Origin of the sequence: Alkalicoccus saliphilus (genome assembly GCF_003044065.1) — a bacterium.
Lineage (GTDB): Bacteria > Bacillota > Bacilli > Bacillales > Salisediminibacteriaceae > Alkalicoccus > Alkalicoccus saliphilus.
Genome location: NZ_PZJJ01000001.1, coordinates 129,739 through 145,702, shown reverse-complemented (window position 1 = coordinate 145,702; position 15,964 = coordinate 129,739). Strand labels below are relative to the sequence as shown.

General features: G+C 45.7%; 13 protein-coding genes. 12 read left to right on the top strand and 1 reads right to left on the bottom strand.

All coding sequences use genetic code 11. From position 1 onward, the window contains the following. Positions 1-632: 632 nt before the first annotated feature. The 6 genes from C6Y45_RS00725 to spo0A all read left to right on the top strand — a co-directional run bounded on the left by C6Y45_RS00725 (position 633) and on the right by spo0A (position 7,696). On the top strand, positions 633-1,241 hold the full coding sequence (locus C6Y45_RS00725; RefSeq protein ID WP_107582963.1) for a CNNM metal transporter family protein: 609 nt from the start codon (positions 633-635) through the stop codon (positions 1,239-1,241). 9 nt (positions 1,242-1,250) lie between these two features. Beyond that, positions 1,251-3,140: a 1-deoxy-D-xylulose-5-phosphate synthase gene (dxs, locus tag C6Y45_RS00720; RefSeq protein WP_107582961.1), complete on the top strand. Its 1,890-nt coding sequence runs from the start codon at positions 1,251-1,253 to the stop codon at positions 3,138-3,140. Then, positions 3,137-3,949 (top strand): TlyA family RNA methyltransferase, encoded by an 813-nt coding sequence (locus C6Y45_RS00715; protein WP_107582959.1) that lies wholly within the window; start codon positions 3,137-3,139, stop codon positions 3,947-3,949. Before dxs ends, C6Y45_RS00715 begins: the two co-directional genes overlap by 4 nt. A gap of 25 nt (positions 3,950-3,974) precedes the next feature. Further along, complete coding sequence (ahrC, locus tag C6Y45_RS00710; RefSeq protein WP_107582957.1) at positions 3,975-4,424, top strand: transcriptional regulator AhrC/ArgR; 450 nt, start codon at positions 3,975-3,977, stop codon at positions 4,422-4,424. A 464-nt stretch (positions 4,425-4,888) separates the two neighbouring features. Beyond that, positions 4,889-6,613: a DNA repair protein RecN gene (gene recN, locus C6Y45_RS00705; RefSeq protein WP_107582955.1), complete on the top strand. Its 1,725-nt coding sequence runs from the start codon at positions 4,889-4,891 to the stop codon at positions 6,611-6,613. Between the two features lie 303 nt (positions 6,614-6,916). Beyond that, positions 6,917-7,696, top strand: a complete 780-nt coding sequence (spo0A, locus tag C6Y45_RS00700; protein WP_107582954.1) for a sporulation transcription factor Spo0A — start codon at positions 6,917-6,919, stop codon at positions 7,694-7,696. Between the two features lie 18 nt (positions 7,697-7,714). On the opposite strand, the gene C6Y45_RS00695 is transcribed toward spo0A, so the two are convergent. Continuing rightward, the gene (locus tag C6Y45_RS00695) at positions 7,715-7,978 is read right to left on the bottom strand and encodes a DUF2627 domain-containing protein (protein WP_107583253.1); all 264 of its coding nucleotides are present in this window, start codon (positions 7,976-7,978) and stop codon (positions 7,715-7,717) included. A gap of 166 nt (positions 7,979-8,144) precedes the next feature. Here C6Y45_RS00695 and C6Y45_RS00690 point away from each other — a divergent pair, with 166 nt between their 5' ends. The 6 genes from C6Y45_RS00690 (at position 8,145) to C6Y45_RS00665 (ending at position 15,962) form a co-directional block, all read left to right on the top strand. After that, positions 8,145-10,115, top strand: a complete 1,971-nt coding sequence (locus C6Y45_RS00690) for a sigma-54 interaction domain-containing protein (protein ID WP_107582952.1) — start codon at positions 8,145-8,147, stop codon at positions 10,113-10,115. A gap of 144 nt (positions 10,116-10,259) precedes the next feature. Then, complete coding sequence (locus tag C6Y45_RS00685; protein ID WP_107582950.1) at positions 10,260-11,165, top strand: bifunctional enoyl-CoA hydratase/phosphate acetyltransferase; 906 nt, start codon at positions 10,260-10,262, stop codon at positions 11,163-11,165. A gap of 130 nt (positions 11,166-11,295) precedes the next feature. Further along, entirely contained in the window at positions 11,296-12,393 is a 1,098-nt protein-coding gene (locus tag C6Y45_RS00680) for a Leu/Phe/Val dehydrogenase (RefSeq protein ID WP_107582948.1), read from the top strand. A gap of 14 nt (positions 12,394-12,407) precedes the next feature. Further along, entirely contained in the window at positions 12,408-13,514 is a 1,107-nt protein-coding gene (gene buk, locus C6Y45_RS00675) for a butyrate kinase (protein WP_107582946.1), read from the top strand. A gap of 2 nt (positions 13,515-13,516) precedes the next feature. Further along, the gene (lpdA, locus tag C6Y45_RS00670) at positions 13,517-14,944 is read left to right on the top strand and encodes a dihydrolipoyl dehydrogenase (protein ID WP_107582944.1); all 1,428 of its coding nucleotides are present in this window, start codon (positions 13,517-13,519) and stop codon (positions 14,942-14,944) included. A 22-nt stretch (positions 14,945-14,966) separates the two neighbouring features. Continuing rightward, the gene (locus C6Y45_RS00665) at positions 14,967-15,962 is read left to right on the top strand and encodes a thiamine pyrophosphate-dependent dehydrogenase E1 component subunit alpha (RefSeq protein ID WP_107582942.1); all 996 of its coding nucleotides are present in this window, start codon (positions 14,967-14,969) and stop codon (positions 15,960-15,962) included. The last annotated feature ends 2 nt before the right edge of the window (positions 15,963-15,964 follow it).

Genomic DNA, 15,964 nt, shown 5'->3' with positions numbered 1-15,964 from the left:
CCTCTTATTTCATGATATAATAATACAGGTGAGTGGTGCAGTATTCTAGTCGGTTCTACAGCCTCGAAAGCGGGCCTAAAAATCCGCTAAAGGGCACATCGATGAAGTTCCTAGTCTTGGCTTGAGGCGCCCAGCCCTGGGTCCTGACTGGGAGTAAAGGCTGTAGGGCGATCCACAAAGGCATGTGGGCGATGACCCTGCAGCCGCGGAGGCCTGTAAGTATGGCGTCAGACCCACTGATGCTGTGCTTGCAGGTATGAACCTGCCTTGCGAGTCAGGGAACGAGCGGGCAGCGTAGCCTGCCTTGAGTGGAGTCTGAGGGGATTATGGTAGCCAACCATATGAAATCAGCTCTGCAAAAGAGGATAGAGGTTGATTTGAACTGCCGGGGAAAACCCCTAGACTGTTCCACAGGACATTAAATGAGGATTATAGTGCGTACTGAGTGGTAATCCAGTCTGGCGTCTGGCGACAGCGTCAAGCCGGGTTTAAAGGGAAACCACCGTGGCGGCGACGCTGCGGTACCCGGCTGGGAAAACCTACTGGACCTAAGGCGCAGTCTTTACTCTTTTAATGACCACTCACCATCTACATAATAAGTATGAGCTGCCCAAGGGAGACGGGATTTATAAATGAAGGAATCAATGAAACAATCATTAAGATGGAGCTGGATGATCGCCGTTATCACACTCGTGTTAGCGGCTATTTTTTCTGTCATTTCCACAGCGATATTAAGCGGGGTAGCCTGGGCAGTAGGAATGATGATTGTGTTTCTCATCGTCCTTCTGGGGGTAATATCTGATACTATAGGGGTTGCCGCGACTGCAGCCCGTGAAAAGCCATTTCATGCGATGGCCGCGGAAAAACTTCCCGGAGCCAGGCAGGCTGTTCAAATAACACGCAATGCCGATAAATTTTCCAATTTTACAAACGATGTTATCGGGGATATTGCAGGGGTAATTAGTGGTACAGCCTCTGCCTATGTGGTGCTGCAGCTTGCCTCCCAGCTAGGTCATGAAGAAGGTTCCACCACCCAGTTTGCTATATCAGTATTGTTTACAAGTATCGTCGCTGCATTGACCGTCGGTGGAAAATCAGTAGGGAAAACACTTGCGATTCAATATTCTACAGAGATCATTTACCGTGTGGGTAGATTATTTTATGTGATAGAGGTAAAATTGAAAATAACAATTTTTAAGAAGAAAAAGAAGAAGCGAAAGAATTTAAAAGGAAGAAAGTGAGGGTTTCTTTTGGATGTACTAGAGATGAAGGACCCGGCTTTTTTAAAAGAGCTGGATGACAGGCAGCTTCGGAGTGTAGCTGAAGATATAAGAGAATTTTTGATCAGTAAACTTTCAGTTACGGGAGGCCATCTCGGGCCGAATCTCGGGGTGGTGGAACTGACTCTCGTACTGCACCAGCTGTATGAGAGCCCGAAAGACAAGTTTTTATTTGATGTAGGCCATCAGGCATACGTGCATAAAATATTAACCGGCAGGGCCGGTCAATTTGATACTCTCCGCCAGCATAAAGGACTATGCGGATTTCCAAAGCGTTCCGAATCTATTCATGACTGCTGGGAAACAGGACACAGCTCCACTTCGCTTTCCGGGGCGATGGGTATGACACTCGCGCGTGATTTGAAAGGATCGGACGAGCATATCGTTCCAATAATAGGGGACGGCGCTTTGACCGGGGGCATGGCGTTGGAAGCGCTTAACCATATTGGTCATGAGCAGCGGGACATGACAGTCATTTTGAATGACAATGAAATGTCAATTGCACCGAACGTCGGGGCACTTCACAATATGCTGGGAAGAATGCGTACAGCCGGTAAATATACCCGGGCAAAAGAAGATCTTGAAATGCTTATTAAAAAAGTACCGGCATTCGGCGGACGTATTGCCGCTACAGCGGAACGTCTGAAAGACAGCCTCAAATATATGTTTGTATCGGGTATGTTTTTCGAAGAGCTCGGGTTTACGTATCTTGGACCGGTGGACGGACATGATATCAATGACCTGCGTTCCAATATCCAGTACGCCAAAAAAACTAAAGGGCCGGTACTGATCCACGTTGTAACCAAAAAAGGGAAAGGCTATGCACCTGCCGAGAATGATGCTAAAGGCACTTGGCACGGTCTTGGGCCGTACAAAATCGAATCCGGTGAAGTTGTTAAGAAACCGGGGCCGCCGAGCTACAGCGGAGTCTTTGCAGAAACGATGAAAAAAATTGCCAGAACGGACGAGAAGCTCGTCACCGTTACTCCTGCCATGCCGAATGGAAGCGGACTCGATAAATTCGCTCAGGAATTCCCGGAAAGAATGTTTGATGTCGGCATAGCAGAGCAGCACGCAACAACGATGTCAGCAGGACTGGCAGCACAGGGGATGAAACCTGTGCTTGCGATTTATTCCACGTTTCTTCAGCGCGGATACGATCAGCTTGTCCATGATGTATGCCGCCAGAATTTAAATGTGGCCTTTGCTATTGACCGGGCCGGACTCGTCGGGGCAGATGGAGAAACTCATCAGGGTGTATTTGATATCTCCTACATGCGTCATCTGCCTAACATGAAACTCATGGCGCCAAAGGACGAAAATGAATTTCAGCATATGCTTTTCACAGCCGTACAGCACGAAGATGGACCTGTGGCAGTGAGATATCCGCGTGGCAGTGGAATTGGTGTGGAGATGGACGAAACTCTGCAGGAAATTCCTATCGGACAGTGGGAAGTGCTTAAAAAAGGGGAGGATGCAGCCATCCTTGCTTTTGGTACGATGGTTCCCGTAGCTGAAGCAGCGGCAGAGCTTCTCGCTCAAAAAGGCATATATACAGAAGTTGTTAATGCCCGTTCAATCAAACCTCTCGATCATGACAAGCTTATTGAACTCAATAAAAAACAAAAACCGATTCTCACAATGGAAGAACATGTTCTTCAAGGAGGATTCGGAAGTGCGGTACTGGAATTTTATCACGAACAGGGGATCCATTCCGCAGTAGTAGAGCGGATGGGTATCGAAGACTGCTACATCGAACACGGGGGCGTACCGGACCTTCTTAAAGAAGTGGGTCTTACAGATGAAAGTGCAGCAGCGCGTATCCTGGAAATGCTTCCTACTAAAAAACAGCGGGCCTGAAAATGAAAAAAGAAAGAATTGACGTACTGCTCGTGGACCAGGGAATAATTGACTCAAGAGAAAAAGCAAAACGTACGATAATGGCAGGGCTCGTTCTGGCTGACGGTGAAAGAGTGGATAAGGCCGGCACAAAAGTGCCGGTTGACGCTGTTCTGACGTTGAAAGGGGAGATCAGTCCCTATGTGAGCAGGGGTGGATTGAAGCTTAAAAAGGCAGTGGAGGCTTTCCATTTAAACCTGAAAGATAAAATTGTTCTCGATATAGGAGCCTCTACGGGAGGGTTTACGGACTGTGCGCTTCAGGAAGGAGCCCGGCTCGTTTATTCACTTGACGTAGGCTATAATCAGCTTGCCTGGAAACTTCGACAGCATGAACAGGTAATAGTCATGGAAAGAACAAACTTCCGTTACTGTACACCGGCAGATTTCGACCAGGGGCAGCCGGACTTTGCCACTATTGATGTATCGTTTATTTCCCTCAGGCTGATTCTGCCGGCGCTGAAAGAAATAATATCCGCTGACGGCGAGGTGTCCGCACTAATAAAACCGCAGTTTGAAGCCGGAAGGGACGAGGTTGGAAAAAAAGGAATTGTCCGGGATCCTTCCGTTCATGAAAAAGTTCTAAAGAGGACAGCTGAAATTGCTGAGGAAGCAGGTTTCGCCGTCATTAATATTGTTCCTTCCCCGATCAGGGGAGGAGAAGGAAATATTGAATTTCTGATGCATCTGAGGGCCTCCGGAAAATCAGAGTACGGAGAAGGTGAAATTAGAGGCACGGTGAAAGAAGCCCACGAAAAACCGCCGCAATAAACTGAATTTTTGGAGGAACTCTTCTATGAATAAAGGACAGCGACATATAAAAATCAGGGATATCATCGGTAATAATGACGTCGAAACTCAGGATGAACTGGTAGACCAGCTGAGAAGTGCCGGTTTTAATGTAACTCAGGCGACAGTAAGCCGGGATATTAAAGAACTTCACCTTGTAAAAGTACCGATGATGGACGGACGCTACAAATACAGTCTCCCTTCCGATCAGCGGTTCAATCCGCTGCAGAAGCTTAAAAGAGCCCTGATCGACAGTTTCGTATCCATAGATTATACATCCAATATGATCGTTATTAAGACCCTTCCCGGTAATGCAAATGCGGTAGGGGCACTTGTTGACAATCTTGACTGGACAGAAATTATGGGAACTATATGCGGGGATGACACCATTCTCATTATCTGCCGCTCAGAAGAGGATCCGGGGAAGATGACTGAAAAATTTCTGGAAATGCTTTAATAAGGCATGAGGAACTTTTTCAGCCTCCCTGCTACATGCTTAAAAGATCCGGAAGCTGTACTTTTTTCATGTGAGGGGACGGCTGAAAACAATAACTGCCTCCAGAAGACGGAGAGCAAGCTGCGGTGCTGTTTTTTCTGCAGAGTTAACCTAAACAGTGTTATAAAGAAAAAGGCTGGCCTGGTACAAAGCAGGATTCAGCCTTTTTTTATAACGCTGTGTCCGCTGTTAATGACTGGAGAAAAACTCCACTTTCAACCGGTTTTCCAGGAAAATCCTACTTGAAAATCCTACTTATGGAAACGAAAGCGGCCGGTCTTTAGTGGGCTGTATTATTTCAAGGCTCCCTTTTATAATGTATGACATGGAAAGTTGTTGAACTTTACGACCGGTTTCTTTATACAGTATTTGGAATAACACACTACATAGTTTCTGTTTATCAATCTGAAAGGAGCTGATCAGCTGTGCTGATGGAAATTTCAATTCGGAACTTTGCCATAATTGAAGAATTGACAGTATCGTTTGAAGAGGGTCTGACAGTTTTAACTGGAGAAACTGGTGCGGGAAAATCAATTATTATTGATGCTATCGGGCTGCTCATAGGCGGACGGGGCTCTGTAGAGTTTGTAAGGCACGGAAGCAAAAGGGCAGAAATCGAAGGTTTGTACACGGTGGAAGAACCTCTTCCTGCAGAAACAGCAGAATTGTTCCAGGATCTTGGAATTAAGCTTGATGAAGAAGAAACAGTTGTTTTAAAAAGGGAAATCACTAAGCAGGGTAAAAGCGTCTGCCGGGTGAATGGTCGTCTGACCACACTCGGCATTCTGCGTCAGATCGGCCAGCAGCTTGTCGATATTCACGGACAGCATGAGCATCAGCAGCTTCTGCAGACCGATAAGCATGGTATGTTTCTTGACCGGTTTGCTGAGGAAGAATTGAAAGAAGCTAAAAAGGAATATTCCTTTCTGTATGACAGGTTTGATAAAAAACTTAAGCAGCTGAAGCAGCTTTCTGACAATGAACAGCAGATGGCACAGCGGCTTGACCTGATTCAGTATCAGTTTGAAGAAATTCAGCAGGCTCAGCTTCAGCCACAGGAAGACATACTTCTGATAGAAGAAAAGAGAAAACTGAACAACAGTGAGGGACTCTACAGAACGATTCATGGAGCATACGAAAGTTTATACGGTGACAGCAAAGGTCTGGAGTGGGTGATGGCTGCAAAAAATCAGGTGGAAGAAGCGGCTGAAATGGATCCGGAGATTGGAAAGTTAAAAGAAACAGTGGAAGAAAGCTATTATATGCTGGAAGAAGCTGCCTTTTCTTTAAGGGATTATTATGAGTCCATCGAATTTGATCCGGAAAGACTTCATGAAATTGAAGCCCGGCTGAGTGAGATAAGCCAGCTGAAACGTAAGTACGGAGAAAGTGTGGAGGAAATCCTGGAATATTGTGCTTCAATCGAAGAAGAGCTGGATACACTTACTAACCGGGAACAGCGGCTTGGGGAATGGCAGCAGGAACTGGAGGCTGCAGCCGCAGACCTTTATGTGGAGGGAATGCACATAAGTGGAATCAGAAAAAAGGCAGCCGGTAAACTGAAGGAGGCTATTCAGCAGCAGCTGAAAGATTTATATATGCCTCACACGGAGTTTGAAGTGCTTGTTCGGACAGCTCCTCAGGAAGAATTCCCGGCGGAACAGCTGTTGAAAAAACATCCATTTCAACGGTCGGGTATTGACTCAATAGAATTTCAGGTCGCGACAAATAAAGGAGAACCGCTGAAATCGCTGGCAAAAGTAGCGTCAGGGGGAGAAATTTCCCGGATGATACTCGCATTGAAATCTATTCTCGCGCGTCACGAAGGCGTAACTTCCCTCATATTTGATGAGGTCGATACGGGAGTAAGCGGAAGGGTGGCACAGGCGATTGCATCGAAAATACACCGCCTTGCCGAAGGCTCCCAGGTTTTATGTATTACACACCTGCCTCAGGTGGCGGCGATGGCCGATACGCATTTGTTTATTTCGAAGCAGGAAAAAGATGAACGGACTATAACCAGCGTCCATCCGCTGAACAGTGAAGAGCAGATTGAAGAAGTAGGGCGCATGATGTCCGGTACTGATATTACAGACGTAACGAAGCAGCATGCGCGGGAGCTTATTTCCCAGGCATCTGACCGGAAATAACCTGGAGCAGGCTGATTTCACATTTTCTTTTACCTTATTCGAAAAAAATATATAAAATATTTCTTTCTCTGAATGTGTATTTATTCTGTACAGTCCGGTATATCCGGTGAAGCCCTGCCACTGCTGGTTCTGCAGAAGATAATAGATGTTATACCCATTTAATAATAAACTCTGCGGGAGTTAAGAGTTGTTGTTAATCGGGCCTGCCCCTGCTTTAAAGGTACACTTTTACTATGCTATACTTGGAGCATCATAAACTGCAGGAAATACAGTACGAGGCAGAGAGGTAAGGGGGACGCGGGAGTGAACAGAATTAAAGTCTGTGTAGCCGACGATAATAAAGAGCTTGTTGGTCTGTTGGAAGAATACCTTAATGATACGGATGATATAACTGTAATTGGCAAAGCCTACAACGGGCAGGAGTGCCTGGAAATTATAAAAACAGAGCAGCCGGATGTTATTATTCTTGATATTATTATGCCCCATCTGGATGGGCTCGCAGTATTGGAAAAGTTAAACGAAACACCTCTTGAAAAAAAACCGAGCATCATTATGCTCACAGCTTTCGGTCAGGAAGAAGTTACGAAAAAAGCAGGGGAGCTGGGAGCGTCCTACTACGTGCTGAAACCCTTTGATATGGATTTGCTTGTTGATAAAGTACGGGAAGTAGCCTCTGCGGAGCAGTCTGGAAAAGAACGGAGTCAGAGTAACTCTCAACAGTCCTTTACCCCGATGAATCTTGATGCCAGTATTACGAGCATTATTCACGAAATAGGAGTCCCGGCTCACATTAAAGGCTATATGTATCTTCGGGAAGCGATAACTCTGGTTTATTACGACATTGACCTGCTCGGGTCTGTAACGAAGGTTCTTTACCCCGATATTGCCGATAAATTTAATACAACGCCGAGCCGTGTTGAGCGGGCTATAAGGCACGCGATCGAAGTAGCCTGGGGGCGGGGAAATGTCGATTCTATTTCCAAAATGTTCGGATATACAGTGAACAGCGCAAAATCGAAGCCGACTAATTCAGAATTTATTGCGATGGTAGCGGATAAACTGAGGGTGGAGCATGGAAAATAAAAAAACCTGGAAGTCATTTTAGACTTCCAGGTTTTTTTTGGCAGGCTGCCGCTTTTGAAAACGGGGGGCTACCTTGTTATTCTTCCGGTCCCTGTGGAGAATAAAACCTCCGATAAACCAGACACCGACAGCAAGACAGATCATACCTGCCAGAAATTGAAGATAATGGGAAGGGAAAGGAGTGTTCAAAATCTGAAATAGAGTATCTCTCATAAGTTTTATGCCATATCCTGCTGTAATGATAGGGATAAGCAGAATAACTAAAGCGGCAAATCGCTGGATCGTCATCATATTCCCTCATTTCAAACCGTAATCTCAGCTTTATTCTAAAGGATTGCGGCAGAAAAGTCGAGTAGCCTGTAAAGCCAGTATTTTGTATAGTAGAGAGAAACATGCTAAAAAACAGTATTCCCCTGATACGATGCAGGGTGGAAAGGGCAGATGAAAGATGGATATACTTCTGAACGGTACAAAAAGAGAAATAGAGCATTTTCTGAATAATACTCCCATCCCCGAACCTTTTAATATATGCGGTATTGTTATTACTACGAACGAAAAAACAGATCTTAAAATTGAAGAATACAATTCATTGAAAGAAGCGGAAAAAGCAGTTCCATACGCGCTTATTATTGGAGAAAAAGCAGAAATAAGTTTTCAATCAGGACGCGGTGTGATAAAACGGCTGCACGAATACTATATAAAGCTGCAGGCGGCAGTCCGACAAAACAAAAAACTTCATAAAATTGTCAACAGTACGCATGACGGAATGATCGCTATAGACAGGGAAGAAAAAATCACCCTGATTAATAGACGGGCAGAGGAAATGACTGGTTTGTCAGCAGAGGGTTCGATAGGTAAGTATATTCAAAAGGAAATGCCGAGCAGCAGACTTCCGCGCGTATTAAAAACGGAGAAAACTGAATTGAATCGTAAACAGCAGATCGGTGAAAACAGGACGATTATTACTACAAGAGTACCTATGTACGATGAAGGGGCAATAATAGGTGTTCTCGCTGTCTTCCGTGACATAACAGAAATAGAAAATATGGCAGAGGAAGTAACCAACCTGAAAAGCATACGTACGATGCTGGAAGCGATAATCGAATCATCGAATGATGCCATATCAGTTGTGGACAATGAGGGGCACGGTTTATTAATTAATCCTGCCTATACCCGTCTTACCGGCCTTACTAAAGCAGAAGTGATAGGTAAACCTGCAGCTACTGATATTTCTGAAGGAGAAAGCATACATATGAAAGTACTGCAGAGCAGGAAGTCCGTAAGAGGAGCCAGGATGAAAGTGGGTCCATCAAGGCGCGATGTCGTTGTCAACGCAGCTCCCCTGATAGTTGACGCAGAGGTGCAGGGAAGTGTTGGTGTCATTCACGATGTATCTGAAATGGAAGCTCTTACAACCGAACTGGAACAGGCACGGCGGATTATCCGGACTTTAGAGGCAAAATATGAATTTGCTGATATCGCAGGAAGCTCCTCTGAGCAACAAATGGCCGTTGAACAGGCGAAAGCCGCAGCAAAGACGCCGGCAGCTATTCTTCTCCGGGGGGAGTCGGGTACCGGGAAAGAACTTTTCGCCCACGCGGTGCATAACGAAAGTCGCAGAAAATATAACAGATTTGTCCGGGTAAACTGCGCCGCACTTTCGGAAACGCTTTTGGAAAGTGAGCTTTTCGGTTATGTGGAGGGTGCTTTCTCCGGGGCGAGGCGGGGAGGAAAAAAGGGACTGTTTGAAGAAGCTGATAAAGGAAGTATATTTCTTGACGAAATTGGTGAACTGTCTGCAAAAATGCAGGCGAAACTGCTCCGTGTTCTCCAGGAAGGAGAAATTGTAAAAGTCGGAGGGACAAAATCAGAAGAAGTCGATGTACGGATTATTGCAGCGACAAATGTAGATATTGAAAAGAAAATCGAAAATGGCGAATTTCGTCAGGATCTATATTACCGGCTGAACCGGGTGCCGATTTATATTCCGGCTCTGCGTGAACGGAACGAAGATATCCCCGTAATCTCCCGCTATCTCCTGGAAAAGCTCAACCAGGAATACGGAAGAAATGTTCAGGATCTTTCAGAAGAAGCTCTCCTGAAGCTGCAGCAGTATCAGTGGCCGGGTAACGTTAGAGAGCTGGAAAATGTACTTGGAAGAGCAATCATACACATGTCCCAAAGCGCTCGTATTATACAGGCTGCTGATTTATTCCCCGAAGAGGAAAAAACAGGGGTTATCGGCGAAAAGACCGGAGTTTCTGAGCAGCTGTCCCTGGCAGAAGAAATAGAGAAAGCAGAAAGAAGAGCTCTTCAGCAGGCGCTGATTGAAGAAAATGGAAACAAAACTAAAACAGCCCGCCGTCTTCAAATCAGCCTTCGCAGTTTATATTATAAAATGGAGAAGCACCACCTTTGATGCAAAAAATTGCATGCAAAAAAATGCGTATCATGCATATTATTGCATGATTTTTATAGGAATTACCGGGTTGAAAGGAGTATTCAACTTGGCATCATTCTTGCATTTTAATATAAAGTACAGCATTTAAAAGGAGTGTAGGCGATGAATTTCGAGTCTTTAAAAACGGCGGTTCTTCAAAGCCGGTCCCGGACAGTTATTGCTGTTGCGCACGCTGTGGACCCTTCAATATTCCGTGCGGCAAAGACGGCGATAGAGCAGTCTCTTGCTGATTTTCATTTCATCGGTCCGTTTCAGGAGATGACAGATGCTATGAAGGAAGCAGGTTTTGAAGAAATGGAAGGAATAACATCCTTTACTGACTGCGTTGATGAAAAAGAAGCAGCCGAAACGGCGGTGCGGCTCGTTTCCGATGGAGAAGCGGATGTGCTGATGAAGGGGATGGTATCCACTTCCATTCTGTTGAAGTCGGTGCTTCATAAAGAATATGGTTTAAGGACAGGTAATGTTCTTTCTCATATTGCCGGTTTTGAGATGCCTGGAAGAGAAAAGGTTTTGTTTTTGACGGATGCAGCGATGAATATTGCTCCGGACCTTAAAGAAAAAGTACAGATCGTTGAAAATGCTGTCTCAGCCCTTCATCAAATGGGCATGAAAGAACCTAAAGCAGCCCTTCTTGCTGCTGTCGAAACGGTTAATCCTGCCATGCAGGCGACTCTGGACGCAGCAGTAATCACGCAGATGAACAGACGGGGGCAGATAGGCGGCTGTTTAGTCGATGGTCCACTCGGGTTTGATAATGCTGTGTCGGCTGAAGCAGCAGCCCGTAAGAAAATTATGTCCCCGGTAGCGGGAGACGCCGATATTATCGTAGCTCCGGAGATTGAAACAGGGAATTCCCTTTATAAATCATTTACTTATATCGGAAAGGCGACAGCCGGGGGAATGATCGTCGGAGCCCGCGCTCCAATTGTACTGACTTCAAGAACTGATACGGAAAAAAGCAGATTGTTATCAGTAGTTATGGCTGCTGCTTCAAGAAAATTTTAACAAAACCTTGATGCACCTTAATAATAAATGCTGGCCCAATAATTTCATCCCGGGCTGAAAACGAATTTTTCCCAATAAAACATATTTATTACACTAAAAAACATAGACAGATTCACAGGAGGAATTAATTATGAAATTATTTACACATATGGAAGAATATGATTACGAACAGGTTGTAGTGTGCCAGGACAAAGAATCCGGCCTTAAAGCTATCATTGCTATTCACGATACGACGCTCGGACCAGCACTCGGGGGAACGAGAATGTGGACGTATGATACAGAGGAAGAAGCTTTCAAAGATGCCCTTCGTCTCGCCCGGGGAATGACTTACAAAAACGCTGCGGCAGGACTGAATCTCGGCGGTGGAAAAACAGTTATTATCGGAGATCCGAAAAAGGATAAAAACGAAGCGATGTTTCGTGCTTTCGGAAGATTTATCCAAGGTCTAAACGGCAGGTACATTACTGCAGAGGATGTCGGTACAACAGTAGAAGATATGGACCTTGTTTATTCAGAAACTGATTATGTAACAGGAGTGTCGCCTGCCTTTGGTTCCTCTGGAAATCCTTCACCTGTGACCGGGTATGGCGTATATGTAGGAATGAAAGCTGCCGCTAAAGAAGCATTTGGTTCAGATAGCCTGGAAGGGAAAAAAGTAGCGGTTCAGGGGGTCGGCAACGTAGCCTTCAATATGTGCAGATACCTTCATGAAGAAGGGGCCGAACTGATTGTGACTGATATAAATAAGGAAGCTGTTAATCGTGCAGTAGAGGAGTTTGGGGCAAAACCTGTAGATATAGAAGATATATACAGTGTAGACTGCGACATTTATTCACCATGTGCTTTAGGAGCAACGATCAATGATAATACTATTCCGAAGCTGAAAGCAAAAGTGGTGGCTGGGGCAGCGAACAATCAGCTTCTGGAAAACCGTCATGGAGAGATTCTGCAGGAAAAGGGAATAGTATACGCACCGGATTATGTCATTAATTCGGGGGGAGTCATCAATGTTTCCGATGAACTGCTTGGATACAATCGGGAGCGCGCTATGAGAAAAGTGGAGACGATCTACGACAGCATAGAAAAAATATTCGAGATATCCAGAAGAGATAATATCCCAACCTATGCAGCTGCGAACCGCCTGGCCGAGGAACGGATCGAAACGATGAGAAAATCCCGCCGGCAGTTTCTGCAGAACGGAATGAATATTTTATCCCGTGGCAGATAAATAAGGAGGAAAATGTGGAAAAGCAATATAGAATACTAGCGTTGAATCCCGGGTCTACTTCCACAAAAATAGGGATTTACGATAACGAGCACGAAGTTCTGGAAAAAACGATTCGTCACGAAAGAAGTGATCTGGCGCCCTATTCCTCCATTATTGATCAGTACTCTTTCCGGAAAAATATGATTCTGCAGACGCTGGATCAGTCAGGAATCAATTTATCTAAACTGTCAGCCGTGGTAGGCAGAGGCGGTCTGCTGCGACCAATAGAGGGGGGCACCTACACGGTTAATGAAGACATGCTTGCAGATCTGAAAGAAGGATATGCAGGAGAGCATGCGTCCAACCTGGGAGGGATCATTGCCTTTGAAATAGCAGAACAGCTTAATATTTCAGCCTTCATAGTTGATCCCGTAGTCGTCGATGAACTGATGCCGGAAGCGAGGATTTCCGGCTTTGCAGATATTGAACGAAAGAGTATTTTTCATGCACTTAATCAAAAAGCTGCTGCGCGGCGGGTTGCAGAAAAAATGGATAAAAGCTATGAAGATGCACGCCTCATCGTAACGCATATGGGCGGCGGTATAACTGTAGGAGCCCACTGTTTCGGACGGGTTATTGATGTGAATAATGGTCTGCATGGAGAGGGGCCGTTTTCGCCGGAACGTGCAGGGACGGTGCCGGCAGGAGACCTCGTAGCAATGTGCTTTTCAGGAGAATACTATTCGGATGAGATTATGAAAAAAATTGTAGGCGGCGGTGGACTCGTCGGTTATCTTGGGACGAACGACGCTGTGGAAGTGGAAAACAGAATTTCCCGGGGGGATGAAGAAGCAGAAAGCGTATACAGCGCTATGGCTCTTCAGATAAGCAAAGAAATTGCCGCCAGTGCAGCAGTACTCGAAGGCAGGGTGGATGCAATTGTTCTGACTGGAGGGCTTGCGCACGGGAAAGAATTCATACAAAAAATTTGTTCCCGTATTGAGTGGATTGCAGATATAATTGTTATGCCCGGTGAAAATGAACTCGAGGCGCTTAACGAAGGAGCTCTCCGGGTTCTTCGGGGGCAGGAAAGACCAAAAACATACGTTATACCTGAAGCAGATAAAATAAAGGAGAGATAAGTATGGCAGAAAAATATGATCTGGTCATATTAGGAGCCGGTACCGGTGGATACGTTGCAGCTATTAGAGCAGCTCAGCTGAATTTAAATGTAGCAGTAGTAGAAAAAGGAAAACTTGGGGGGACATGTCTCCATCAGGGCTGTATTCCGAGTAAAGCTCTTCTGCGGAGCGCAGAAGTTTTTAAAACGGTGAAGCAGGCCGATACATTCGGAGTGGAAACAAAGGAAACTGCTTTGAATTTCCCGAAAGTAATGGAAAGAAAGCAGCAGATCGTTGATCAGCTTTATAACGGTGTGCAGTCTCTCATGAAAAAAGGGAAGATTGATGTATACCATGGATTAGGAAGAATTCTCGGGCCGTCCATCTTTTCACCGACACCTGGGACAATCTCAGTTGAATACGAAGAAGAAGGGCGGGAAAACGATATGCTTATACCGTCCAACGTAATCGTTGCAACAGGAAGCAGACCGAGAACTCTTCCCGGTCTCGAACTCGATGAAACAAATATTGTTTCTTCCAATGGGGCTCTCGCGATGGAAGAGCTTCCTTCTTCCATATCAATTATAGGAGGGGGAGTTATCGGTGTTGAATGGGCATCGATGTTCGCTGACTTTGGGGTGAAAGTAAACGTCTTCGAATATACGGACCGGCTTCTTCCAACAGAAGATAAGGATATTTCAAAAGAAATGGAAAAGGCACTGGCTGCAAAAGGTGTAGTTATACACACCGGTGCAAAGGTCGACGCTTCCGGGGTGAAAACAGTGGGTGAGGGAGTAATTGTCCCATATACATCAGACAGCGGGCAGGCAGAAGTTACAACTGATAAAGTCCTTGTATCCGTAGGCAGAGAGCCGAATGTAAAGAACATCGGCCTTGAAAATACAGATATTATCGTGGAAAACGGCTTTATTAAAGTAAATAAAAATTATCAGACAAAAGAAAGTCATATATATGCTGTCGGGGATGTTATTGGCGGAATGCAGCTTGCCCATGTGGCTTCCCACGAAGGAATTGCGGCCGTTGAACATATATCAGGTGGAAACCCTCATCCGGTGGATCCGCAGATGACTGCAAGATGTACTTATTCTTCACCTGAGGCAGCGAGTGTCGGAATGACAGAAGATGAAGCAGCAGAAAAAGGTTATAATGTAAAAATTGGAAAATTCCCTTTCCAGGCTGTTGGTAAAGCTCTCGTCCATGGGGACACTTCCGGCTTCGTAAAGTTCGTAACAGATCAAGATACAGATGATCTTCTCGGCGTTCATATGATCGGACCGCATGTGACTGATATGATTTCTGAAGCGGCACTGGCAAAGCTGCTGGACGCTACTCACTGGGAAGTAGCTTCTTCCATCCACCCTCATCCGAGTCTTTCTGAAGCAATAGGGGAAGCGGCACTCGCTGTCGATGGTAAACAGATACATGGGTAATGAATTTAAGGAGGTTTCAACAATGGAAAAAAATCGTCATGAAGCTCTCGGCCTGAGCAGTGAAGATGTTTTGAAGATGTATACAACAATGGTGGAAGCACGCATGATAGATGAGCGGATGTGGCTGTTAAACCGCGCAGGTAAAATTCCGTTTGTAATTTCCTGTCAAGGGCAGGAGGCAGCTCAGGTTGGAGCTGCCATGGCACTTGATAACACGGCAGACTACGTCCTTCCCTACTACCGGGATATGGGAGTAGTGCTTCATTTTGGTATGACTGCAAAAGAATTGATGCTTTCCGGTTTTGCCAAGGCGGAAGACCCGAACTCCGGCGGCCGGCAGATGCCGGGACATTTCGGCTACAAAGCTAAACGAATTGTGACCGGGTCTTCGCCTGTGACGACCCAGGTGCCTCATGCTGTAGGGTTTGGACTGGCAGCAAAGATGAAAAAGCAGGAATTCGTAGCTTTTACTACATTCGGTGAAGGCTCCTCCAACCAGGGGGACTTTCACGAGGGAATTAACTTTGCAAGCGTACATGATCTTCCGGTAATTTTCATGTGTGAAAACAATAAATATGCTATTTCCGTGCCGCTGGATAAACAGCTGAACATTGAACATGTATCGGACCGTGCCCACGGCTACGGTATTCACGGAGAATCCGTCGACGGCAACGACCCGCTCGCAGTATACGAAGCGGTTGCAGCAGCAAGAAAAAGAGCATTAAAAGGGGAGGGGCCGTCTCTCATTGAAACGGTTTCCTACAGGCTTACCCCCCATTCAAGTGACGACGATGACAGCACGTACCGGTCAAAAGAAGAAGTGGCAGAAGCTAAAAAGATAGATTCTATCCACACGTTCGGTCAGTATCTAAGGGAAGCAGGGATTTTAACAGACGAGCTGGAAAACGATATACGTGCAAAGCTCCGCCGGGAAATCGATGAAGCGACAGACTACGCGGAAGAGGCTGATTATGCCGATGTCAGTACACTGACGCACTACGTTTACGAGGAGGAATAATG

What these genes read in the sequence shown, in the direction of transcription:
- C6Y45_RS00725 (WP_107582963.1), top strand. Translation starts at nt 633, where the DNA reads ATGAAGGAATCAATGAAACAATCATTAAGATGGAGCTGGATGATCGCC.
- ahrC (WP_107582957.1), top strand. Translation starts at nt 3,975, where the DNA reads ATGAATAAAGGACAGCGACATATAAAAATCAGGGATATCATCGGTAAT.
- C6Y45_RS00690 (WP_107582952.1), top strand. Translation starts at nt 8,145, where the DNA reads ATGGATATACTTCTGAACGGTACAAAAAGAGAAATAGAGCATTTTCTG.
- C6Y45_RS00685 (WP_107582950.1), top strand. Translation starts at nt 10,260, where the DNA reads ATGAATTTCGAGTCTTTAAAAACGGCGGTTCTTCAAAGCCGGTCCCGG.
- C6Y45_RS00680 (WP_107582948.1), top strand. Translation starts at nt 11,296, where the DNA reads ATGAAATTATTTACACATATGGAAGAATATGATTACGAACAGGTTGTA.
- lpdA (WP_107582944.1), top strand. Translation starts at nt 13,517, where the DNA reads ATGGCAGAAAAATATGATCTGGTCATATTAGGAGCCGGTACCGGTGGA.
- C6Y45_RS00665 (WP_107582942.1), top strand. Translation starts at nt 14,967, where the DNA reads ATGGAAAAAAATCGTCATGAAGCTCTCGGCCTGAGCAGTGAAGATGTT.